This is a genomic window from Nostoc sp. (assembly GCF_036917535.1).
GTDB lineage: Bacteria > Cyanobacteriota > Cyanobacteriia > Cyanobacteriales > Nostocaceae > Nostoc.
The window spans coordinates 1-23,170 of record NZ_JBALDA010000061.1; the positions used below are offsets into that span (position 1 = coordinate 1).

The window sequence follows — 23,170 nt, forward strand, 5'->3', positions numbered from 1 at the left end:
CTCAACAGTCGGTCTTGCTTCAGCGCACCTTCAATATTCAGCATCATCCTTCCCTACCACTGCTGTCTATTCTCTCTTATTTCCCGACAAGTCTACTGAATATGGGCTGGGCTGACTGATGATACCGTTATTTGCATTCATAACACCGAACTCCTCAAGGTTTTTGGTGATGGATATTTTTAGGGCACTTCAAATCTGTGCCATACCGCCATCGACAAACAACTCAATGCCGTTTACAAAGCTGCTGTCGGCTGAAGCTAGAAAGACAACGGCTTTGGCAATCTCATCAGGTTTGCCGACTCTTCCCAGTGGGATAACGCTGGCTTGGGTATCCACGAATTCTTGCAACTGCTGGTCATTCAGTCCCAAAAGATCGTAACCAGGAGTCGGAACTACACCAGGGCTAATGGCATTTACTCGGACCTTGCGCTCTTTGAGGTCGAGTATCCAATTGCGGGCAAACGATCGCACGGCGGCTTTGGTAGCGCTGTAAACACTGAAAGCTGGCGTACCTTTTATAGAAGTAGTCGAAGCATTCAGGATAATAGAAGCGCCCTCTGGCAACAGTGGCAGTGCCTTTTGTACAGTGAACAGCAAACCTTTGACGTTTATGTTGAATGTTTTGTCAAAGTCTTCCTCTGTGATTGCTCCAAGTGGGGCAATTTGTCCAACGCCAGCATTAGCGAAGATGATATCGAGGTGTCCTTGCTCTTGCTTAATGGTGGCAAACAGACGATCAAGGTCTGCCAGATTAGAAACATCACTCTGTACAGCCGTAACATTTTTACCAATGGCTTCTACAGCAGCATCCAGTTCGGCTTGGCGACGACCTGTGATGTAGACATAAGCACCTTCAGCAACAAACTGTTTGGCTGTGGCAAGACCGATACCACTGTTGCCACCTGTGACAAGGGCGATTTTTCCTTCCAGTTTTCCCATTATGCCAATCCTCTAATTATTGGGTTTAAATACAATTTTTGCACAATGACGAGGCTGTATCTAGCCCACAGGCTTTAGCAATTAAGCTAGTCGCGCCAACTTTCGGGTAACGCTTCAAGTTAAGTAGCGCTCAAATCTGTGCCATACCGCCATCGATAAACAGCTGCTAACCCTATCCTTCGTAGAAATAGTCCGGCTGGATCTTGCCCTTAAGACGTTCGCGCATCTCAATCGAGAAGCGAAGCACTGCACCGAGGGGACGATGATGGATAGCAATATGGACAATTAGACCATCTGGGTTCTTGATGAGGATTGTCACACCAGAAAGGGGCTGTCCGCCGAACGCTTTCGCGTCCCACTCCAAATATGTTTGTTGAGCACTCTCGACTTGACGAGTGAAAGTGAGCGCCTCGTAAACTTTGCTGGCGGTAGCCATAACACTTTATTACGCAATCCCGCCCCTTGATCGGGCGGACAAGTACGCTTTGCCGCCACCAATAACAATGTCATCGTAGTATTCAGTGTTCACTTACATCTCCTTTGATTGATCTGCTTGAGACCTGCAACGAGGTCGGTCACTTGACGTTGAGCCTCTGCGCTCAATGAGTCAAAGTCGTCTAAGAAGAATTGACGTTCTAGCGTTAACTTCCGGGTATTGAGCAACCCTTCGATCTGCCAACCTTCGTCGCGTTTCGTTACGACGTATAGCGGCAGCGAATCTCGTGACGGTGAAGTTTCGGATTGTCCGGGCAATATTACCCTGATAACTACAAGCATGAGCGCGAGTTGCGAGTTCACGAAGCGGACAAAATTCACCTCACCCTCCAGGAGTGTTCCTTTGACAACCGTGTCAAACGCTTGCTGATGAAATGCCGCGATTTCTTTTCGACCCTTGAGATGCGTGCCCTCGAACGTGATGAAATCGGCAGTTTCGCTGAACGGGGCAGCGAAGCCTTCGCCGCTACCTTGATTCCAAGCATCAATCATCTGGCGATGGAAAGCACGGATTGCCGACTCGTCAGCAGTAGTGGTTTGAGCTGCTTGTGAATTCATAGTTTTGAGTTTTCCTTTTAACTGATAGACCAGTTTTCAAGCGGCATAGAGGGTGTTATGAACTCTGAAAATCATCGGCTCTGTGAGCCAGTTCCAACCATTCCTCAAAAATCGCAATGAGGGCTGAATTTCGCTTTTAGACTAGGTTCTATAGAAGTTCATAACACCCTCTAAGGGAGATCCCCAGGTACACCCAGGATTTCGTCGCCAATTTCGCTAGAGATGCGATTGAACTTGGACATTAAGTTTATTGGCAATGCTTTGTGAAGTACGCTCCGTTTTAATTAAATCTGCTGCTTTTTCGCCAATCATGATGGTCGGTGCGTTTGTATTTCCCGTGGTGATCGTGGGCATGATGGAGGCATCCACGACACGCAAGCCTTCAATTCCATGTACTCGTAGTTCAGGATCGACCACCGCCATTGGGTCAGTACCCATTTTGCAGGTGCCAACCGGATGCCACAGTGTGCTGCAATTGTTGCGGATATAAGCTTCAAGGGCTTCATCACTCTGAACCTCAGCACCCGGAGCAATTTCTGCACCACGAAACTCATCAAAGAAGTTGCTATGAAACAATTGCCGCATTAATTTAATTCCCTCAACCAGCTTCTTCACATCGGTTTCATTTTGCAGATAGTTCATCCGCAACATCGGTGTGTCTTTAGGATCAGGCGTTCGCAAACCGACACTGCCAATATTTTGCAGATGGGTCAAAGCGACTCCACCTGTAAATCCAAATGCCGCTGGAGCATAGCCAGGGGGTAAGAGCTGAATGGAACCGAATAGAAACTGTAAATCGGGTGCAACCACTGAATTCCACTTGCTATGCAAAAATAATCCAGCTTCCCCAATACTACTGGTGCTGGCAAAGTGTAAATCCTGAGTTGCCTGGTATACCACAGGAGAGAAAATGTGGTCTTGCAGGTTTTGACCAACACCTGGCAGCTCGATGACAACAGAAATCCCTAATGTTTGTAAGTGTGCAGCATCCCCAATACCGGATAGCATCAGCAGCTTGGGCGAATCGAACGCGCCCGCACTTAAAATCACTTCCCGCTCAACCCTGACTTGGTGCAGCATTCCCTCGTGCAGATATTCTACCCCAACGGTGCGGGTTCCCTCAAACAACAATCGAGTCACCAATGCCCCAGTCGTTATGGTCAAATTGCGACGCTGGAGAATGGGTACAAGGAACGCAGCAGCAGCACTGTGCCGTTTACCCTCCTTAATAGTGTGTTGATAGAGTCCGGTTCCTTCCTGCTGCGTACCATTGAAATCAGGATTGTAGTCAAATCCCATTGCCACACATGCCTCTACAAATCGTTGAGAAGTTGCAGTAGGCGCAATGGGATCGGTAACGCTCAACTCCCCATCAACTCCGTGGTAAGCGGAGGCACCGCGTTGCTGGTGTTCAGATTTCTTGAAATAAGGCAAGATATCCTGGTAACTCCAACCGGGATTTCCCAACTCTTGCCAGTGGTCATAATCGTGATGATTGCCTCGGACATATATCATGAAATTAATCGAACTGCTGCCTCCCAAGACTTTGCCACGGGAACAAAACATTTTGCGATTATTCAAGAAGGGTTCTGGTTCAGAGAAATAGCTCCAGTCCACCTCTGAGCCTACTATATTGACACACTCCGCTGGGATGAAAATCTCTGGTTTCGTATCTGGGTTGCCTGCTTCGAGAAGTAACACGGTCGTGTCACTGTCTTCCGTCAAACGATTGGCGACTACGCAACCTGCCGACCCAGCACCAATCACAATGTAGTCATAATTAGTCATAAAGTTCTCTTCCTCTGTTATCTACAATGGATAAATGGAGTCAAGAATGAATTCATTTAAAGAGCGATCGCTGAAATAGTGTTAGTTATTTGATTTACAACACCCGATCTGCTGAATTTAACTGCGTACCAATGGTCTATCCAGCAAATGTTCTGCCAGAAACCAAACTTGCGTCTCATTGGTTCGCAGAACTTAGCTCACTAACAAATCGTTAAATTGGGATTACTTTACAGCAGTGCTTGCTGCTTCAATCACTTTGGCAACCTCTTTTGGATGAGAGATAAAAGGAACATGACTGGAGTTAACTTCGGTTGTCTTAGCATTAATCCGTTTAGCCATAAATCGTTGAAGTTCAGGATTGATGGCGCGATCGCTTTGAGTCACGAGAAACCAAGAAGGAATCGTTTTCCAGGCGATTTCGTTCAGTGATTGCTCAAACGCGGCGCTGGCGATCGGTTTTTGGGTTGCTGCCATCACTCGCGCCTCAGCCTTCGATACGTCTTGGGCAAAAAATTCGTGAAACTTCCCGCGATCAATATAGAGAAAGTTTGCAGCATCAGGTGCGATCGCCTTGCTAATCGGAGGTGCTGCATACTTTTTATTCAAATCACTCGTCTTTTCACCGACATCTGGGGCGAAAGCATTAACATAAACTAGAGCTTTCACCTGTGGATTGCCAGCCGCCGCACCCGTAATCACATTTCCACCATAGGAATGTCCGACTAAAACAACGGAACCTTTTTGATTGTCAATCACCCGCTTCGTCGTTGCCACATCATCAGCAAGTGAGGTGAGCGGAATCTGCACAGCGGTCACTCTGTAGCCATCCTGCTCCAACAATGGAATAACATGTTGCCATGATGTACCGTCAGCAAAAGCCCCATGAACGAGAACGATCGCAGGTTTAGAGTTGGAGGCTTGAGGTAATTCCTTGGAGGTGGCTGATGTTGGATGCATTGATATGCCAACGACAACACTTAATGCAAATAACCACAGCAACAATTTTTGAACTTTTTTCCATGTAAAAACCATCATTGCGATCGCCTCTGTATTCTTGCTAAATTGCTCAAATCTCTGGTTCTTGTTGTCGGTATAGAAGTTATGAAATACTCCCTGCTCAAATAAGTAGAACGATGTGAAAAAACCAAACTATGTTAATAAAAATTAAATAAACTCAAACCCACTTGGCTCCTGCCTCCTGCCTTCTGCCTCATCCCCACGAGAAATATTCACACCGACTTACTTGTTAAGATAAGCATCAAAAAACTTAATCATTTGCAGCAACAATGGCTGCCATTAGCTGCTCAACAGTCCAGCGATCTAGATAGCGAATTCCATTAATAAACAAAGCGGGTGCAGCCTCCACTCCACTTTGCAGTCCACCTTCGATGTCCCCATTGATACGATTGACATACGCTCCCTTGGATAAATCCTGCAAAAATTGAGAAATATCAAGTCCTAAACTATTGGCATACTCCACTAAATAGCCATTTCCCAACTCCTGTTGATGGATAAATAGCATCTCATGCATTTGCCAAAACTGCCCTTGAGCCGCTGCTGCTTCTACGGCTTCCGCTGCCCGGTGAGCATGTGGATGAATCTGTACTTGAGGAAAATGACGGAAGAGAAAACCTAAATTGTTTTCTCCAAACGAAACCTGCAATTGCTGTTGAGCAACTTTAATCAATCGATAGACGTTGGCACTTTGAAAACATTCATAATCTCCATAAATGACGAATACTACAGCAGCATTCAGTACACCTTGGATATGATCCTGGGTTGAAGGCGGAACGAATAGAGAACGATTATTATGGTCGTAAGTCATCTTTCGGTTTGTATTAAGCAAACTTAAGCCTCACAAACCAACTGCATCAACATCGCTATGAATTTAATATAGAGAATTGACCTTCTGTTGTCGTCCACTCTGGGTTGACATTTTTGTACAATCGAGTGATGGATGAACCTGTCCATCTTGCAGTGGAAGGTTGTCTCCAACTTTAGTTGGAGTCTAAAGCCAATCTAAAGGGGAAAAGGTAAAGGTTCATCCCTCTTTTGTTACTTTAAAAAGAGAAAAAACGGTAAAATTAAAATATCTGAATTGGGAATTAAACTTAACAATAACCTAATTCAAATTATTAATTTCTCTACTGGAAAACAAGTTTTAAATACTCTGGGTGTAGTTAAAGAAAGACTAGCATTAGGGAAAGTAAAGTCAAAAGTAGGTTTGTTCAGAAGTGCGTAGAAAACTGGGAGCCTAATGAAACTGAGATAGACATAAAAAATCTCAGTTTCATGAATGGTATGAATTAGCAAGAGCCTATGGAATTGTAATTGGTAGTAAAGAGGAAAATGGGATAATATTAGTTCAAGAAAACTCTAGAGAGTGGATAGATTATGCGTAGTAGTCCTAATTCTACAGACTTCTTGATCAGAATTTTTCAAAATAAACTTACGAACCAAACACAACGTAGTTTCGTTGAACTTATCCGCGATAAATTGAACATTTGTCAAGGCAGTGACATCAGTGATGATGATTTATGGAATTTTTTGCGCTCGATGGTTATTCTACATTTTGATTTTCAAAAAGAAGGCTCACGAGATTATACTTATGCCATACAAACTGTCAGCTACTTGCTTCCTCATGATCAAAAAAATGAAGCACCAAATGTTTTTACAAAACTTGTAGAATATGCTGCGGAAGCTAATATAAGTGCAGGGGCTTTTAATTCAGATATTCTGACTCAAAAACTACTAAGTGATAATTTTGCTTTGCTTCCGTCTCATGACTGTAGTGATGATCTAAATCGATTACAAGAGCATATAGATTTTATATTGAGAGACATTCGCTGTGATGTTGGTGGTTTTGTCCTTGACCGTGTTAAAATCGTGAATACTGCTAGAGAAATGATGAAAAAAACATCACTTCTATTGCTAGTCGGTTCGCCAGGTACTGGTAAATCCGCAATTTTAAAAACTTTAGTTGAATCCCATAGAAATGAAGGATTTACTATTGTTATTGCATGGGATCGTATTAGTGGTAATGACTGGAATAGTTTTGCTGCTTCATTACAACTAACTCAACCTTTAAAAAAGCTACTTTTAGCAGTAAGCGGTACGTCCCACCCTACTATTTTCATTGATGGTATTGACAAAATTATTGACTCAGGAAAGTGTAAAGTTATCAATGATTTAATTCGTATCTTAGCTGAAATTACTCTAAGTAAAGATGGCTCTCGACGCTGGACTGTTGTTGCTTCAATAAGAGAGGAAAACCTTGAACAATTATATAAAAATCTTGATTGGCGAATATTAGGAAAGCCAGAAAAGCTACCGATACCAGAGTTAAGTTCTGAAGAGCTAGATAGCATTGCAGAACATAGCCCTCGACTGAAACCTTTACTGTTGATACATCATCTTAAACCTATTATCAGTAACTTATTTATACTCAGCTTACTTGAAGATCAACGAATGATTCCTAATGTAGAATTATTACCTTCTATTGCTACGGAAATAGAAGTTAGTCAAGTTTGGTGGGATAACCTTGTTGGGAAAAATAGTGTTGAAGGTCGTACTCGACAGCAGTCTCTTGGCAACACTGGTTTAAGATAGCTATGTGGGCAGTAAAAACTATAGAAGAAGGTAAAGTAGACGAAGGAATGACGCTTGAAGAAGCAGTTAATGCTGTTAAACTGCTTCAAAAAACTGATGATTTCTCTGATAAAAATGAACCAGAATATTATCAAGACAATAAACGATTACAAGCAATTGTTGGTGTAGCAGCAGCTATTTTAATTGCGGATTTTGAATGGACAAAAGCTCACGAATTAATTAAGTGGAGTCGTGAAATTTTACTTGCTGCCGCTCGTATGTCTTATCAAGGTTACGAATATAATAAATTTGCTTTTGACCCTAAAGTATCTGCCGGACGTGGACTTGGAGTATTAGTTGCTAATAGTGTAGCAGATATAGATATACGCCAACAACTTTTAAGACTTATTACTGATTCTCAAAGACAAGTAGTTGAAGCTGTTTTTCGTGGACTTTTTGAAGCATGGACAATTGATGAAGTTTTATGTTGGAATGCTCTGAGTCTTGGACTTTCACTTTGTTTATTTTCTAACCAGCTTAATCGTTTTTACTGGACTGAGGAAGACAATTCAGTAAAAATAGTCGAATGGAAAGAAGAATTATTGAATACACATTTGACAAATTTAAACACAAACATACTTCCTGATATTCCACGCATTCCATCAATAGAAGATGAAATAATATTTGATTATAATTTAGCAGAGCGTGTTCTTCATGCTCTGCCTTTTTCAAAATTAGTACCAAATCCTGTAAATAAAGAAAGGATACTTCAAATTACTGATGAACTGATGAGTTTGACAGTTAATAAAAATACACCTGTTGGAGATGAGAGACATTTTATAATTCACCAAAACCATCTGAATGGAATCAATTTTTCATCAGAGGTTTATCACAATTAGCACAAAATATGTCTTTTGATGAAATACGCTTTCATATCCTTATTCCTATTCAAAAATGTTGGTCAAAAACGCCAGAGATGACGGCTGATTTATTGAATGGCTATATAAGTTTTCAAATTGGGTATCTTGAGCCTTTAACCGAAGAGGCACAGTTAAGATGGTCAGAAATTTGTAATTGTATACTTGATAGTCCAGAATTTGATAAATATGCGAGTTACTCTTGGCTTAGTAATGAAATGGAAGATGTCGTACAACTAATACTATTTAGTAGACATTCTACTTCTCGTTTAATAGATGAGTGGCCGCACGCCCATCTTTTTTCTAATATTATTAATAAATGGGTTAAGGTAATAGGACATAATCCTGATGCTTATGGTCATTTGGTTACTATGTTAAATGGTTTGGGTTGGCAGTTTGTACCTGAGCAAGCACTTGAATGGTTAAGTCAGTGTGTAAACCCTAAAATAAATAACTTTTGGCAAGAACGTAGAAACGGAGAAAGAACTACCGAATTACCTCAAAAAATATGGAACAATTTTGAAAAACAGATACGGTGTAATAATGTTATTTTAAATAAATATTCTGAAATTGTATATCAATTAGTTGATGCAGGTATACCTTTGGCAGGCGTACTTCGACAGAAACTAGAAAAGAAGTAATAGTTTTAAGATGTAAATATTACCTATGGAATTAGCCATTTAAATAGTTGATTAACTCTACCTACTAAATAATAGAGTGATAAACTAACTTTTATAGAACTTTTCTATAAAAGATAAGACTTGATTAAAATCTTTTGTGTACGTTGTGCGTACAATATAAATTTAACAAAGAGAACTGGGAGAGATGGGGGCAACCGTTTAAGTAGACTGTTTTTTTGAAGAAGCAAAAGCAGGGTGTATAACTGGTAGTATCCTTAAAATACCTGAATGCTACCGCTGTCTGCTGTATGCTCATAATCCTTATCTAATTTGTGCTATTCATCTTGATGGGCCAAAAGGTGACAGCTGCCTGACGGGGTGACAAGAACGCTAAAACCTTTGCCCATCAAACTTTTAATCTATTTGACCTCCCTATAGATAGATTCTTATTGACAGGTTTTTTGACAATGAAATAGCGATTGCCCTACAGCCCTTCGGGCATCCTAAGGCAGGCGTTGGCGCAGCCATCGCTTTATGGATTCATTCCATACTTTGGTTAAATGTGCCAGTTTTATAGCACAACAGCCAGACAATCTTTTTGAAGGTAATTGGGCTAAAAAGCTTGCTCTGTTTGGTTTACCGGATGCTTGTCACCCCTTGAGCCGATCATTTTTTACCTCAGAACGGTCACACTCCCCTATTTCCTCCGTTTTAGCCCCTTTGTCACCCCTTCAGCACAATTACTTTTGCCGCTTTGTCATTCGATGCGATCGCAACTACCAACCGCGCTCGAAAAGGACACCACATTCAGGGTTCGATCAAGCTACTGCTGAGGTTTTCGTGCATTACGAAGACGCTTTACGGCTGGCAAGTTCTTGGATGTACTGCCGCAGTGTGCGGGGTTCCCGTCCCAGAATCGCTTGCAACACCAGCGCATTGCCGCCCGGAAACCCATATTGGTTGTAGTCGGCGTACATCGTTCTCATGCCCTCACGCAGAGCACCTTCTGGAATGTGTGCTGCCCGTACCCACTCGTCGAACGACGGTTCACCTGCTTCAATGGTGCGTCTGATCGCCTCGCTGATCATCGCCGCCAGTTCCACACGATTGACCATACCAGGAGCACATAGCTCGAATGTGCCGTAGCCTAATCGATCACTCGTCAGCGCTAATGCCGCCACCTCTGCCACATCGCGGTAGTCTACGTAGGATAGTTTTGCGTGTTTGGAGTAAGGAAGAGAGAAGCGATTTTGCTCCAGCACTGCATTCCAGCCATTGTCGAGGGTTTGCATGAACATCGTCGGCTGCAAAACGGTGAACTCCATGCCAGACTCGTACAGTGCTTCCTCGACTGAGCATTTTGCCGCATGGTTACTCATTTTCGAGATCGATGGATGAATCACACCCGAAAAAACAAACTTTTGCACCCCTGCCGCTTTAGCCGCCTCAACCATCGCCACACCTAATTCTGCCTCATTAGGCGCGAAGGCAGGGTTGATGTGGAATACACCGTCTACTTCACTAGCAGCAGCGCGAAGACTGTCTGAGTCTTGGAGGTCACCGATCGCTGCCTCATCTACGCCTTGCTGCCGCACTGCATCTGCTTTATTCTTGTCCCGCACCAAGGCTCGAATTACAGTGCCACGCTGCTTCAGTTCGGGTACAACATAGTTGGCGTATTTGCCCGTTGCTCCCACCATTAATACTTTCATCGTTATCTCCTTTCTACAAGTGGTGGTTCTCAAATTTTTTGCAACACTAACCTTACGCTAGTCTGGGCTGACCAGTGGACGCTGACAGGCCACCATCCACTGGCAGGTTTACGCCCGTCACAAAGCGGGCATCAACGCTTGCGAGAAAGGCGATCGCGTCAGCGACCTCGGCAGCTTGTGCACCCCGTCCAAGTGGAATGCGTTCGGTGAACTTGGCCATCAGCTTTGGGTCAGACTCTATGCCCTGGGTCAGAGCCGTAAAGGTGAGGCTAGGATTGACCGCGTTGACCCGTACCCCCTTCGATCCAAGCTCCACGGCTAACGAACGAGTTAGATTGGTCACCGCACCCTTGGCCGCATTGTAGACACTCATGTTCCAGTCCCCGCCGAGACCAGACACCGAGGATACATTGACGATGTTGCCTTTGGTTTCGAGCAGACTAGGCAGCGCTGCGCGGGTACAGAAGAACACACCGTCCACGTTGATCGCCATGACTTTGTGCCAGTCTTCAGCCGAGATTTCGAGGAACGGAACCACAGGTCCCACGCCAGCATTGTTGATCAACACATCCAGCCTGCCGAAGCGCTCCAGGGTAGCTGCTACCATCGCTTCTGCTGCGGACTGATCGGAAATATCGGCGGTATAGATCAGGGTGCGAGTCGGGTCTAGCTCCCGTGCCACGTCCTCCAGTTTTGCTACCGTGCGCCCCACCAGCACCACTGCAGCACCGTCGCGCGAGAAGCGACCGGCTACCGCTTCGCCAATGCCTGATCCGGCACCCGTTACGATCGCCACCTTACCTGCAAACTTTGTCATAAGGACACCTTCTGCCTCAACTACTAAAGTACTTGTTAAGTCACTAAATCCTTGCCTGCAAACTTTGTCATAGTGATATCTTCTGCATCCGGATTAACCAGCTTTAGAACCTGCCGCCGTCAACCGCGAGCGTGCTGCCACTGATATAGGAAGCGTCATCAGACACTAAAAATGTGACAGCTGCGGCGATTTCTTCTGGCTGAGCCAGACGCTGCAGTGACGTCTTACTCAAGAGTAAAGCATCGGGTGGTGCGCTCTGTAGAGCTGGGTGTGTGTAGCGCTTGGCATTCTCTTGTGCCATGTCCGTCGCTGTGCCACCGGGTGCAATGGCATTGATGGTGATCCCACGCTCGCCCAATTCAGGAGCTAAGTTGAGCACCATGGCTGAAACGGCAGCTTTGCTTGCGGCGTAGAGGGTATGATAGAAGACAGAAATCCGGGCACTGACTGAGGAAGTCAGCACTATTCGCCCACCGGAGGTCATGTAGCGAGCGGCAGCCTGTGTCACAAACAGTTGACCAGCAACGTTCACACTAAACACCCGCTGGAAATCTTGCGGGGTGATCTCCTCTAGCTTTCTGAAGTGCTCAATCCCAGCATTACTGACCAGAATATCGAGTTGACCGTACTGCTCAACTGCTGTTGTCACCAACTCCTGAATTTGGTCAACCTGACTCATATCTGCTTGGATTGCTATGGCTTCGCCGCCCTGTTGCTGAATTTGGTTAATCACTGCTTCAGCTTTCTCAGGGCTACGACTATAATTGACGACCACTTTAGCGCCTTCGTGCGCCAATTTCATCGCAATCTCTTTGCCAATTCCACGGCTCGATCCAGTTACGATCGCAACCTTTCCTGCCAATTTTTTCACTGGTAACTCCTTCGTCGATGTATCTGCAATAGAAGTGATTCACTTTAGGTCCGTCATTTCTCATCCTAATGCTGAGTTCAGTAGCCAAGACGCCTAAGTGGGCGTGTGGTGCGAACTACACACGCATTTTGATGTGGCGCGGGCAAGAGCAGACTATACCTGCTCTGGCAAACACGCAATCACGTGCTTCATACACTTGGCTACAAAGCTTAGGTAGATCGACATCGAGAAGCTTGCCGCCACGCTTCTTCACCTGTCCTGCTACCAGCACTGTATCAACGTTGCTCACGTCCATGCCACCGACGACCGCGCCTACGAGATCGTTGACGGGCATCACATTAATGTTTGCAGCTTGCAACAGAACAAGGTCCGCTTGCTTGCCTACCGTTAAGCTACCGACCTTTCGGCTAAGGCCATTTGTCTCGGCCCCCGCCCTCGTGGCCATTTCTAGAACATCGCGCATGCCGATCAACTTCGGCGCGGCGTCACCTCGATGCTCTCGCGCGAATGCCTCCCCGCGCTGATGGGCCAGTGTCGCGCGCATCTGTGTGAAAAAATCACCTGGGACAGAGGTCTCTACGTCCACGCTGAGACTGGGTGTAATGCCGGCGTCGAGCGCTGCCTGGATCGGCGTCGATCCGTGACCCATCTGCATTTCAATCTGCGTCGCTATCGATACCGTAGTGCCAGTATCTGCGATGATTTGCCACTCGGTTCTCGTGAGAGACCCGCAATGGATCAGCGTCACATCGGACCCAAGCATTCCCTCCCGTCCAAACCTTTCGATCTCATTTAGCTTGCCAATCCCAGCCAGCCCGGCATGTGCGGTAATGCGTGCTGCAGCCTCGCGCGCCGTATTCCAGCACTTCTTCGCTTCTTCATCTGAGACGTGCTCTGGGCTCTGAGTCGCCAGCGCCAACGTCAGCAGTTGATCGTCGCTGGTGAATACTTCTTTACGAAGCCGGAGAAGGTCTTCTGGGTAGCGATGACCCTGATCCATCGCTGTAGGGAATCCAAATCCGAATACTGCCCGGATGCCGGAATCTTGAAGCGCCTGGATTGAGGCATCGGTATGCTCTGGTGTGTTCTGGATATGCGCCCAATCAAGAACGGTAGTCACTCCAGCATTCAAGGCACCGATGGCGCTCAGTAGTGTCCCAACGTAAACATCGGATGGGCTGTAGGCTGGACCAAACTTGCCATTGAGGACTTCAAAGTAGTCTTTGAGAGTACCATCCGGTAAGCCGTTCCTGATCAGTCCCTCCCACAGATGGCGGTGAGTATCCACGAAACCTGGGATGGCAATCATGCCATCTGCGTCGATTGTGTCCGCACCAGGGTGGCTTATCTCTGGAGCGACCTCCCGGATCAGGCCATTTTCAATCAGGATATCTCCGCAGATCAGATCGCCGAGCCGTTCATCCATCGTAATGATGGCGGCTCTCTTGATCAGCGTAGGACGTGCACTAGTAACGTTCTGATTTCGTATCTCAGTCATGTTGATTCTTCTTTTTTATACTGTTTGTGTTTTTAAAGTTTCATCTTGTCTTAACGGTAACTTGTATAGAAAAAGAGAAAAAGTAGTTAAGATTCAAAACAGTTATGTAAAAAATTCAAAAATGCGTCTGTGTAAATGGACAAGCTGAAAAGCCTGATGATTTTTATGCGCTCCGCTCAACATGGGAGCTTTTCGGAGGCAGCCCGACAGTTAGGCATGGCTCCTTCAGCCGTGAGTCGAGCCGTATTGCGCCTAGAAGATGAATTGGGCGTGCGCCTGCTTGGGCGAACGACGCGCAGTTTGACACTGACTGAAGATGGTAATCGATTTTATGAACGCTGTCAGCACATTCTTAACGACTTAGAAGAAGCTGAACTCGAAGTCAAACAGTCGCACTCGATACCGAGCGGAACATTGCGGCTTGATCTGAGCTTTACGTTTGGCAAACTGCATATTGCTCCAGCGCTGCTGCAATTTGCTGCACGATATCCTGAACTAAACCTGAATGTTTCATTTAATGATCGCTTGATTGATTTCATTGAGGAGGGCATTGATGCAACTGTGAGAATTGGCATGGGCACCGATAGGCGTTTAATCATGCACCACTTGGCAAATGCACGCTACATCACTTGTGCCTCACCCCAGTATCTTACCCAGTATGGTACGCCGACAACGCTGGCAGACCTATTGCAGCATCGCTGCGTTAACTTTGTTTTTTCACAGACCCGCCGAGCTGCGAACTGGAAGTTTGAACAAGATGGAGAAACAATTGATCTTTGCATTAACAGTTATCTGCTATTCGATAATTCAGAAGTCATTTTAGAGGCGGCTATTGGAGGAGCAGGTATCGTTCAACTGCCTAAGTTTATTGCAGCGAAAGCGATCTTGCGAGGAGATTTACAATCGATTCTTCAATCCTATGTGCCTCAAGTTGGATTACCGATCGCCGTGTTGTATCCACAAAAACGTTATCTCTCGGCTAAAGTTCGCGTTTTTGTTGAGTTTATGAAAGAGTTGGTGGTTGCATTAAAGCACGCTGATGTTGTTGATTGAAAATTACGAACCTGTCCTTTTCCCCCACTTATATTATGTCCGGTTAAAGACTTATCATTAAGACCGCAGGGGAGCAGAAGGGAGGGATTTTTGGACTTTCTGCATAGAGAAAGGTAATTATAACTAATTAGCGGGACATGATATTACAAACTGACAATCCCACGCTTAACAGCAGTAATCACGGCTTGTGTGCGATCGCTCACTCCCAGTTTGCTCAAAATGCGATTCACATGCGATTTGACAGTGCTTTCACCAATACTCAAAGCAGTCCCAATTTCCTGATTACTCATTCCTTGTGCCATCAAACGCAGCACTTCCAACTCTCGTTCGCTCAGTTCTGGATTGCTCATTCGCTGCAATAATTTTGCGCCCACTTCTGGCGGAATATATTTCTGACCATGATGAATGGCGCGAATCGCATTTAAAAGTTCACCAGGTTTAGCATCCTTAAGCAGATAGCCTTGAGCGCCCGCCTGCAAGCCGCGATAGATGTCTTCATCACTATCGTAGGTCGTGAGTACCGCGATTCGAGCCTGCTTAAATTCAGCACAAATCGCCATAATAGCTTCAACACCTCCCATTTTGGGCATTCGTAAATCCATTAGCGTGACATCAGGTTGGTATTCTCGAAATGCATCGATCGCCTGTTGCCCATCTTCAGCTTGAGCGATCGCTGTCATTTCTGGATCACGGTTAATGATGGTTGCTAGACCCTTTCTGACTATGGCATGGTCGTCAACAATCAGCACCCGAATTGGGGTGTAGGGGTGTGGGGTGTGGGGTGTGGGGTGTGGAGAAGCCATTGGGGTGTGGGGTGTGGGGTGTGGAGAAGCCATTGGGGTGAGTCAATTGTCTATCCCTCTTTGAAGGCTTTGACGTAGACGATTCAGTAAGCGTCCTATACTGTCACATAAATTCATTAATTCAGTAATGCTATCAATGTAATTCAAACTATTTGCAAGAAGAAGCAAGGTTTCCAACTCTTTGAGGCTTCCATTGGCGATACCGAGGAACTGAAGATACTCCTTACGATGATTCCTTCCATATCCCTCAGCAATATTAGCAGGCACAGAAACACAAGCTCTGCGAATCTGCGAAGTTAACCCATAGATTTCATGCTTTGGCATTACCTCTGTTACCTGATAAACCTGCTTTGCTAATCGCATCGATACTTTCCAAACCTCTAAATCGCGGTAACTCTCCAACTTACCCATAGCTTACATCCCCCACACCCCACACCCCACACCCTACACCCCAATTATCACCACAATTTCTGTTCCTTGACCTGGTTGGCTTTGAATCGCTAGTTGTGCGCTAATCCGCTCTGCTCGTTCGCTCATCCCTAATAAGCCAAACCCACCGCTCAAAGGAATGCAACCTACTCCAAAGCCCCTGCCATCGTCTTTAACTCGTAAGATACACTGTGTCTCTTTGTACACCAACTCAACCCGAATTTCGCTGGCACAAGCGTGTTTAATCGCATTGGTTAATGCTTCCTGCCCAATTCGGAGTAAGTTATTCTCGACTTCGGTTGGTAAAGAATAGGCTGTACCCTGAGTTTCGCAAATCACAGCCGTGTCAGTTGTTGATCGCATTTGAGCTACAATACGATGCATGGCACTCTCTAAATTACCTTCTTCTAGTAGCCGCGGACGGAGTGCTGATACGGATCGCCGTGCCCCTGCCAGCCCAGCGCGTGCTAGTTCTTCAATCATTTCTAGATGTACCTGGGTTGCTTCTGGGTCATCCGCCACTACTTGTGTTGCAGCTCCAACTTGAAGCAGAATACCTGTGAAGGATTGAGCAAGTGTATCATGAATTTCTCGCGCCATCCGGTTGCGTTCTTCCAGAATGGAAGCTGCTTCAGCGAGTTTGCGATCGCTAATGTCTGTGATCAGACTGTAGAAGCCTCTGACTTGAGAATTGTCATCAAAATCAGGGATCAAAGTCGCGCTGATGCACCGCTTACCAAGCGGAAAAGGGATTTCTGCTTCTAGAGGTACAGTTTGCCCTTCAAACACCTGATTAATGTACGGTTCAACCCGTTGATAAACCGCTTCTCCGAGAAGTTGGCGAACAGGGTTGCCCAAAATTTCATTGCGGCTACGGTTAAACCAAACCTCATATGTACGGTTGATGAATTGATAACAGCGATTGGCATCTATATAGCTGATCAGAACTGGTAGAGCGTCGGCAATTAGTCGTAATTCTTGTTCTCGTAAGCGTAGCTCTGCTTCGCTTTGCTGTAAAGCTGCCGTTCGTTCTGCCACCTGAAGTTCCAGAGTAAGGTTATATTCGGTTAACAGTTTCTGTGCTCGTCTGCGCTCTGTAATGTCTTGAAAAGCTACGATTGCATAAGCCACGTCACCCTGTTCGTCAAAAACTGGAGTTCCCCATGCTTCAATTGGAATAGTTGTGTCGTTTCGGCGAATTTCCATGTCATCAACCGTGATGCGTTCACCTCTTAATGCACGGACAATTGGCAGTTGGTCACTTGGATATATTTCATTTGTTCCCACCCGATAAAACTGATAAACTTCTGCAAACCGATCTGGTGTTACGGCAGGATCGACACCTTTGCCCACTAGCTGAATTCTCCGTTGATTGGCGTAATAAGGGTGACCCCTTGCATCCAATACTGCAATGGCTACTGGAACTGCTTCTAGAAATTGAGCTATTCTACTTTCACTCTTTTGTAGGTTTGAGTAGAGCTTGGCATTTTTGATCGCGATCGCTGCCTGAGTAGATAGAAGATTCAGAAGTTGCGATCGCTCGGGTGTAAATACCCCAGTTGCTAATTGATTTTCTAGATACAATACACCGACCAGCTTACTTTGGTTTAATAGTGGCAAGCAAAGGATAGATTGGGTTTGGTGGCGTTGAATGTATGGTTCACTGATAAAATTACCTTCACGAGTTGCATTATTTAAAATGACTGATTCATGCGTTCTGATCACATACTGAATGATTGATTTAGGTAAGCGATCGGACATTGGAATTGATCGCATTACTCGTGTAGGACAAACCTGCTTACCCTCATTGAGTTCACAAGCAGCCTCAATTTTCCATTCGCCTGCATTTTCCAAAAGCAAGCATCCTGTTTGTGCTCCAGCATTCTCAATTAATATCTGCATTAAGGAATGAAGCAATTGCTCCAGTTCAATTTCACTGGAAATCGCTTGTGATGCTTTCATTACCGTCGCTAAATCAAAAGCAACTTGCGGGGCATTAGAGGTCATTCCAGCAGTAGTGCGGATTGGTGTAGAGTCTACGCTAGGCGACTGAGGAAAGAACTGGGGATAGCGAGTTTCTAAATCTTTAACCTTTGCCGTTGCTCCCCACCGCTCATAACAGTAATGGGCTTCCTTCATGTAGAGTTGAGCAAACTTTGCCAGACCTCGCGCTAGATAATGCTTGGCAGCTAATTCATATGCTAATGCCTCTTCCTGGATATATTCGTTTTCTCTAGCCCCTTGAATCGCTTGTTCGTAGAATTTTTCTGCCTCAAGCAACTGACCTAAAACTCGTGCTTTTTCTGCCTCAATTAAATGGTGTTTATGCAAATAATTCATGGGCGCATGATATGCCCACTGCTTCATCTTCTCCTGACTAAGGGCAACTTTGTTAAGGATTTCTACCTGAGTTTGAGCAATGCTTCTGGGATAGGTTGAGAGTCTTGCCAGAGAACTATAGAAATGGTATAGAGGAGCCAGGAGCGTTCCTTTTTCTCTGCTTAAATCAGCTTCCACTAGAGTTGCGTTTTCAACTGCCTGAGCATACTTAGAAAATAGATAGCATAGGAAAAGTTCGTCGAAATGTACAAGATGGATCACGTCTTCATCTATTTGGTGTTGTGGCAATTTATTCTCTTCATGGTAGGGGTCACCGCTCAGGCGGGATGAATTGACCGAAGATCCCCTCAATTTTAAGACAGACTGCTGACATATTTGCAGCCAAGTGAGTACTGCTTCCTGCTTGAGTTGACGAATTGCTTCACAATATGTTGTCATTTCGCGTTCAAGTTCCACAAGCCCCTTTCCAGCGCGAAAGGAGTTGTAGCAGTACACATAAGCGCAACAGGCAGCAGACCCTAAGTCCCCAGTTTCCAGCCCACTTTGATAGCCTTCTAGTAATGGTTCCAGTGATTCTCTAAGATGTTTTTTCCAGTGGATGATGTAGTAATTTAAAATGTACAACGTCCTAGCTTTGAGTGAATGCATATCCGGCTGTGACAATAGCGTTAGAGCAAGCTGTCCAAACTCGTAGCCAGACTGGATGTTTCCAACTCTTAAACAAAGAACTAACCCAAAGGTGGCATACGCAAAGGCAGATACAAACGTATTGCCATACTGGATTGATAAGTTGACCTGTTTAGACGCAAGTAGAAACATTAGATAGGGAGCAGCAAATCGGGCAACAATCATGATGCTTGATAGGATTCGCATTGCCGCTAATTGGTTCGGCTCGATCATTTCCGGCAGATGAATTAAGTCCCCGATTGGTTTCTGGCTGAACCGGGATGTGATGGCATCTAGTTCAAGTTGGATATCTGACTGACTAGGCGTTTCGGAAAAACTGATTCCCAGTTGCTGCAACACTTGCAATGCCGTATTGATTGCTTTTAAAAATTGGTTTTGCGCGATGTCGGTTTGAATTTTGACTTCGTAAACTTTCACGCTGTCGAGAACTATTTTGGCTTCTTGTAGAACGACTCCTGCCCACTGTTCTACATCTTCAAAATCGCCACATAAATACGCGACTTCTGTTGTTTCTACATATAACTCTAAGGTCAGGTCATAGTTGGTTTGCCAGCTAGAAGTATCCAGCCATGCTCTAGCTGTTGCTAAATATTTTTCAGCCACACTATAAGCGATCGATCCCTTTGCTTTCTGACCTGCTATCAAGTTCAATTTGGCAATTTCATCTCGTTCTGCTTGATTAGTAATCAGTTCGATCCCATGATTGAGATGATCCACAATTTCAAACAGTCGATCTGATAGACAAGCTGCCAACGCTTCTTTAAGCAAATTGCGACCAATTTGAAGATGAACTATTTGTTTATTTAACTCATCAACAATTAGATCGTAAGCTGCTTGCTGAACGCGATCGTGCGAAAATTTATAATTCTGAATCAGCAGATTCTCATCTAACTCTGAGGTTGCAAGAAGCAACTCTGACTGAATTACGGTTGTGAGTTCTGCAAAAATTTCAACCGCTGGTCGTTCACAGATAACTGAGAGTGTCGCTAAATCAAACTCAGCACCAACACAAGCAGCTAAGGATAAAATCTGTTGAGTTTGCTTTGGAAATTGTTTCAGCTTTGCAATGATTAACTCTACTACATTGTCGGTAATATTTTTGGCTTTGATATGAGTAATGTCCCATTGCCAGCGTAGTTGATTAATATCGAAGACAATAAGACCTTCAATGTACAGCGCTTTGAGAAATTCATTGGTGAAGTAGGGATTGCCGTTCGCTTTCCGCCATATCAGTTCTGCTAAAGGTGCAATCGACTCAGTATGTGCGTGCAAGGTTTCAGCAATCATCTGAGCCACCGCTCCTAGTCTTAGCGGAGCTAACATTATCTGACTAATAGTAACAGTTTGCTGTTTTAGCTTCTCTAAGGTTGCAATCAGCGAATGTGTTTGAGTGACTTCGTTATCCCGATAAGCTCCAATTAAAAGCAGGGCTTGTATCCTACGATCGCTCAAAATTAACTCGATAAGCTTAAGCGTAGCAGAGTCTACCCATTGTAAATCATCCAGAAAGATGACCAGAGGATGCTCAGGAGAACAGCAGGCTCGAATGAACTTCTGAAAGACAAGGTTAAACCGATTTTGTGCCTCAGTCGCTCCAACTTCTGCTACGGGTGGTTGCTTGCCAATAATTAACTCAATTTCTGGAATGACATCAATAATCAGTTGTCCGTTGCTGCCTAATGCGGTGAGAAATTGCGATCGCCATTGTCGCACCTGCTCGTCAGGTTCACTGAGCAATTGTTGAACCAGTTTTCGTACTGCATCCACAATTGCGCTGTAGGGAATATTGCGCCCAAATTGGTCAAACTTACCCGACGTGAAATAACCGCGCTTTGCTGTGATCGGTTTGTAGAGTTCCTGTACTAAGGCTGATTTGCCAATACCAGCATAACCAGACACCAACATCATCTCAATATTGCATTGAGCATTTTTCTGATTTCCTATTCCTGCCACTCTCTCAAATGCTGCTAATAATGCTGCAATCTCTGCTTCTCGTCCATACAACTTCTGGGGAATGTGAAAGCGATCGCAAACATCTTGTAGACCCAGTTGGATATTGCCAATTTGCCCTGTTTGTGTAAGTCGGGCTACACAAAGTTCTAAATCTGCTTTGATGCCCCAAGCGCTTTGATAGCGATCTTCTGCATTTTTCGCCATCAATTTCATAATAATGTCTGAAACATCTTTAGAAATTACACTGTTAATCGGTGATGAATCATCCACCACACCCCACACCCCACACCCCACACCCCTAATTTCACACGGAGAAATCGGCTGTTTAGCAATATGACAATGCACTAGCTCCAAGATATCCGTTGTCGCGAACGGCTCTTTCCCAGTGAGCAATTGGTAGAACGTCACACCAAGCGAATAGAAATCGGTGCGGTAATCGAGCAAACGGTTCATTCGTCCGGTCTGCTCTGGCGATAGGTAGGCAAGGGTTCCTTCTAAAACATGAGGGCTTGTGAAGGTTGGATTGGTGCGGTTAAATTGAGTGGCAATCCCAAAGTCGATAATCTTGACCACACCCGTATTAGGATTGAGAACGATATTGCCAGGATTAATGTCCTTATGAATAATATTCGCGGCATGGATCTCACCTAGAATTTGTGTGAGCTTGACGGCAAGCAAAAGAAAAGTGGATACAGGCATCGGGCAGAAAATTTCTGGGTGCTGCCGCATCCAGTAGTCCAAGGACTCTGCACCAAAATCCTCAAGGAGGATGACTAGCGTACGTTGGTAGTCCTCCTGGCTGTACGCCTTGATTACACCTTCTATGTTCAAAGAGCGGGTAATGGCGTACTCCTGTCTATAGCGCTTGATTTCTTGAGGTGAGGGATAATCTTGCTTGAGCATTTTGACGACGACCGCCTGACCATCTTGCACTCGCCTACCTCGATACACTAAAGAGGCTGAACTCTCATAGATTTTGCATTGAATGGCAACTCCAGGCAGGGCAATCATCCAACTCTCTCCTGAGGTAGGACATAAGCATACTGCAAATTATATGGTACTAAGCCGAGATACGCGACGTGAAACTTGTGCGTAGAGGGAGTAGCCTATTTTACTAAGGAATTGTCTCCTCCTGAGGTTCCTTCCTCTGAGTCCACATATAAAAGGGTCACAGACCATCCGTGAGAGCTTAAGATAACGTAAGTCTCCAACGAAGGCGCGCCTACGGGAAGGGTGCAAGAAAACTGCGTTTTCTTAGGAGTTCGATGGTGATCGCTTGAAATTCGACGCTTTTGTAGGGTTTGAGTTGGTTGCGCCCGATGCTCAAAAGTTCGTGCGGGCTGATGCCGTCGCGGGTGAAAAAACTGTGCGACTCGTGTGCAAAAGCGTTGCGCGGATTGCCTCTTGTCGCAGACTAACACTCGACGGCGACCTCTGCCCAAAAGAAGTGCCGCGCTGAGTCCGGCAACAAAGCCTTTATTAGAGATGTAAATGTCACTGTCAGCACCGATTTCTAAACCCGTCGGATTCGTTAGTTTATCGTCTGCGATCGTGGTGCGAGTTTTACTGATCGGGAGACACATAGATCATACGCACCTGCGTCACCTTCATTCAAAAGCCCATTCGCATCATATTCCAGCACGTATAAACCGCTAGTATCGTTCAGACATAATTTTCTTCCTTTGAATTGATGATGTCCAAATTTAAGTCATGATCGTCCATGTTCATGCGAGCTTGGACACCTAAACAGGTTCCATATACAAGCGTGCCCACTCGATCTGATCCGCTTGTATGCCAAGAATAGTCACCCCGCGCATCCCAAACTGCGTACCATCACGATGGGTGCCGAACCAGTACCACTCTGCCCAGGCCGTATCACCCTCAACTGCCGAACGGAGCAACTCTGAGTGAAAGTCTGGGATGTCATAAAACATGGTAGCCCAATTCTTACGGGCATCCTCAATTCCCTGGAAACCCCGTTCTGGGTGGAGTGGATGATTGCCCTGAAAATTAGGTGCAAAACAGGCTAAAAACGCTTCTAAGTCATGGGCGTTTTGTGCTTGTTGCAGTCGCTCTATGACATTGCTCTGACTAAATTTCAT

General features: G+C 45.2%; 19 protein-coding genes. 4 read left to right on the forward strand and 15 right to left on the reverse strand.

Going from position 1 to position 23,170, the window contains the following annotated elements; translation table 11 throughout:
- Positions 1-189 precede the first annotated feature (189 nt).
- The 6 genes from V7K56_RS19640 to V7K56_RS19665 all read right to left on the reverse strand — a co-directional run bounded on the left by V7K56_RS19640 (position 190) and on the right by V7K56_RS19665 (position 5,605).
- Positions 190-939, reverse strand: a complete 750-nt coding sequence (locus V7K56_RS19640) for an SDR family oxidoreductase (protein WP_334912699.1) — start codon at positions 937-939, stop codon at positions 190-192.
- A gap of 172 nt (positions 940-1,111) precedes the next feature.
- Positions 1,112-1,375, reverse strand: a complete 264-nt coding sequence (locus V7K56_RS19645) for a hypothetical protein (protein ID WP_334912701.1) — start codon at positions 1,373-1,375, stop codon at positions 1,112-1,114.
- An 89-nt stretch (positions 1,376-1,464) separates the two neighbouring features.
- Positions 1,465-1,992, reverse strand: coding sequence for an SgcJ/EcaC family oxidoreductase (locus tag V7K56_RS19650; RefSeq protein ID WP_334912703.1), 528 nt, complete (start codon positions 1,990-1,992; stop codon positions 1,465-1,467).
- A 216-nt stretch (positions 1,993-2,208) separates the two neighbouring features.
- On the reverse strand, positions 2,209-3,780 hold the full coding sequence (locus tag V7K56_RS19655; protein WP_334912705.1) for a GMC family oxidoreductase: 1,572 nt from the start codon (positions 3,778-3,780) through the stop codon (positions 2,209-2,211).
- A gap of 222 nt (positions 3,781-4,002) precedes the next feature.
- Positions 4,003-4,815, reverse strand: a complete 813-nt coding sequence (locus V7K56_RS19660) for an alpha/beta fold hydrolase (protein ID WP_334912707.1) — start codon at positions 4,813-4,815, stop codon at positions 4,003-4,005.
- 232 nt (positions 4,816-5,047) lie between these two features.
- The gene (locus V7K56_RS19665) at positions 5,048-5,605 is read right to left on the reverse strand and encodes a DsbA family protein (RefSeq protein ID WP_334912709.1); all 558 of its coding nucleotides are present in this window, start codon (positions 5,603-5,605) and stop codon (positions 5,048-5,050) included.
- A gap of 569 nt (positions 5,606-6,174) precedes the next feature.
- Between V7K56_RS19665 and V7K56_RS19670 the strand changes: the two genes are divergently transcribed.
- From V7K56_RS19670 to V7K56_RS19680, 3 genes are read left to right on the forward strand one after another with little or no spacing between them, the layout of a single operon-like run.
- The gene (locus V7K56_RS19670) at positions 6,175-7,389 is read left to right on the forward strand and encodes an AAA family ATPase (protein ID WP_334912711.1); all 1,215 of its coding nucleotides are present in this window, start codon (positions 6,175-6,177) and stop codon (positions 7,387-7,389) included.
- 2 nt (positions 7,390-7,391) lie between these two features.
- Positions 7,392-8,267 carry a hypothetical protein gene (locus V7K56_RS19675; protein WP_334912713.1) on the forward strand — a complete coding sequence of 292 codons (876 nt, stop codon included), beginning with the start codon at positions 7,392-7,394 and terminating at the stop codon, positions 8,265-8,267.
- A gap of 8 nt (positions 8,268-8,275) precedes the next feature.
- The gene (locus V7K56_RS19680) at positions 8,276-8,926 is read left to right on the forward strand and encodes a hypothetical protein (RefSeq protein ID WP_334912715.1); all 651 of its coding nucleotides are present in this window, start codon (positions 8,276-8,278) and stop codon (positions 8,924-8,926) included.
- An 824-nt stretch (positions 8,927-9,750) separates the two neighbouring features.
- On the opposite strand, the gene V7K56_RS19685 is transcribed toward V7K56_RS19680, so the two are convergent.
- The 4 genes from V7K56_RS19685 to V7K56_RS19700 all read right to left on the reverse strand — a co-directional run bounded on the left by V7K56_RS19685 (position 9,751) and on the right by V7K56_RS19700 (position 13,803).
- Positions 9,751-10,617, reverse strand: a complete 867-nt coding sequence (locus tag V7K56_RS19685) for an NmrA family NAD(P)-binding protein (RefSeq protein WP_334912717.1) — start codon at positions 10,615-10,617, stop codon at positions 9,751-9,753.
- A 52-nt stretch (positions 10,618-10,669) separates the two neighbouring features.
- Positions 10,670-11,434, reverse strand: a complete 765-nt coding sequence (locus tag V7K56_RS19690) for an SDR family NAD(P)-dependent oxidoreductase (protein WP_334912719.1) — start codon at positions 11,432-11,434, stop codon at positions 10,670-10,672.
- A 103-nt stretch (positions 11,435-11,537) separates the two neighbouring features.
- A complete protein-coding gene (locus V7K56_RS19695) occupies positions 11,538-12,305 on the reverse strand; it encodes an SDR family NAD(P)-dependent oxidoreductase (RefSeq protein ID WP_334912721.1) in 768 nt (255 codons plus the stop codon).
- A 115-nt stretch (positions 12,306-12,420) separates the two neighbouring features.
- A complete protein-coding gene (locus tag V7K56_RS19700; RefSeq protein ID WP_334912723.1) occupies positions 12,421-13,803 on the reverse strand; it encodes an amidohydrolase family protein in 1,383 nt (460 codons plus the stop codon).
- 156 nt (positions 13,804-13,959) lie between these two features.
- On the opposite strand from V7K56_RS19700, the gene V7K56_RS19705 reads away from it, so the two are divergent.
- Entirely contained in the window at positions 13,960-14,856 is an 897-nt protein-coding gene (locus V7K56_RS19705) for a LysR family transcriptional regulator (RefSeq protein ID WP_334912865.1), read from the forward strand.
- 143 nt (positions 14,857-14,999) lie between these two features.
- Here the strand turns inward: V7K56_RS19705 and V7K56_RS19710 are convergent, their stop codons facing one another.
- From V7K56_RS19710 to V7K56_RS19730, 5 genes are all read right to left on the reverse strand, one after another.
- A complete protein-coding gene (locus V7K56_RS19710) occupies positions 15,000-15,659 on the reverse strand; it encodes a response regulator transcription factor (protein WP_334912868.1) in 660 nt (219 codons plus the stop codon).
- Between the two features lie 42 nt (positions 15,660-15,701).
- Positions 15,702-16,070: a four helix bundle protein gene (locus V7K56_RS19715; protein WP_334912725.1), complete on the reverse strand. Its 369-nt coding sequence runs from the start codon at positions 16,068-16,070 to the stop codon at positions 15,702-15,704.
- Between the two features lie 33 nt (positions 16,071-16,103).
- Positions 16,104-22,079, reverse strand: coding sequence for an AAA family ATPase (locus V7K56_RS19720; RefSeq protein ID WP_334912727.1), 5,976 nt, complete (start codon positions 22,077-22,079; stop codon positions 16,104-16,106).
- 95 nt (positions 22,080-22,174) lie between these two features.
- Complete coding sequence (locus V7K56_RS19725; protein WP_334912729.1) at positions 22,175-22,651, reverse strand: hypothetical protein; 477 nt, start codon at positions 22,649-22,651, stop codon at positions 22,175-22,177.
- A 159-nt stretch (positions 22,652-22,810) separates the two neighbouring features.
- On the reverse strand, positions 22,811-23,170 hold the full coding sequence (locus tag V7K56_RS19730) for a nuclear transport factor 2 family protein (RefSeq protein WP_334912731.1): 360 nt from the start codon (positions 23,168-23,170) through the stop codon (positions 22,811-22,813).

Coding starts and splice junctions, on each gene's coding strand:
- V7K56_RS19640 (WP_334912699.1), bottom strand. CDS start 939: ATGGGAAAACTGGAAGGAAAAATCGCCCTTGTCACAGGTGGCAACAGT.
- V7K56_RS19645 (WP_334912701.1), bottom strand. CDS start 1,375: ATGGCTACCGCCAGCAAAGTTTACGAGGCGCTCACTTTCACTCGTCAA.
- V7K56_RS19650 (WP_334912703.1), bottom strand. CDS start 1,992: ATGAATTCACAAGCAGCTCAAACCACTACTGCTGACGAGTCGGCAATC.
- V7K56_RS19655 (WP_334912705.1), bottom strand. CDS start 3,780: ATGACTAATTATGACTACATTGTGATTGGTGCTGGGTCGGCAGGTTGC.
- V7K56_RS19660 (WP_334912707.1), bottom strand. CDS start 4,815: ATGATGGTTTTTACATGGAAAAAAGTTCAAAAATTGTTGCTGTGGTTA.
- V7K56_RS19665 (WP_334912709.1), bottom strand. CDS start 5,605: ATGACTTACGACCATAATAATCGTTCTCTATTCGTTCCGCCTTCAACC.
- V7K56_RS19670 (WP_334912711.1), top strand. CDS start 6,175: ATGCGTAGTAGTCCTAATTCTACAGACTTCTTGATCAGAATTTTTCAA.
- V7K56_RS19675 (WP_334912713.1), top strand. CDS start 7,392: ATGTGGGCAGTAAAAACTATAGAAGAAGGTAAAGTAGACGAAGGAATG.
- V7K56_RS19680 (WP_334912715.1), top strand. CDS start 8,276: ATGTCTTTTGATGAAATACGCTTTCATATCCTTATTCCTATTCAAAAA.
- V7K56_RS19685 (WP_334912717.1), bottom strand. CDS start 10,617: ATGAAAGTATTAATGGTGGGAGCAACGGGCAAATACGCCAACTATGTT.
- V7K56_RS19690 (WP_334912719.1), bottom strand. CDS start 11,434: ATGACAAAGTTTGCAGGTAAGGTGGCGATCGTAACGGGTGCCGGATCA.
- V7K56_RS19700 (WP_334912723.1), bottom strand. CDS start 13,803: ATGACTGAGATACGAAATCAGAACGTTACTAGTGCACGTCCTACGCTG.
- V7K56_RS19705 (WP_334912865.1), top strand. CDS start 13,960: ATGATTTTTATGCGCTCCGCTCAACATGGGAGCTTTTCGGAGGCAGCC.
- V7K56_RS19710 (WP_334912868.1), bottom strand. CDS start 15,659: ATGGCTTCTCCACACCCCACACCCCACACCCCACACCCCTACACCCCA.
- V7K56_RS19715 (WP_334912725.1), bottom strand. CDS start 16,070: ATGGGTAAGTTGGAGAGTTACCGCGATTTAGAGGTTTGGAAAGTATCG.
- V7K56_RS19720 (WP_334912727.1), bottom strand. CDS start 22,079: ATGATTGCCCTGCCTGGAGTTGCCATTCAATGCAAAATCTATGAGAGT.
- V7K56_RS19725 (WP_334912729.1), bottom strand. CDS start 22,651: ATGTGTCTCCCGATCAGTAAAACTCGCACCACGATCGCAGACGATAAA.
- V7K56_RS19730 (WP_334912731.1), bottom strand. CDS start 23,170: ATGAAATTTAGTCAGAGCAATGTCATAGAGCGACTGCAACAAGCACAA.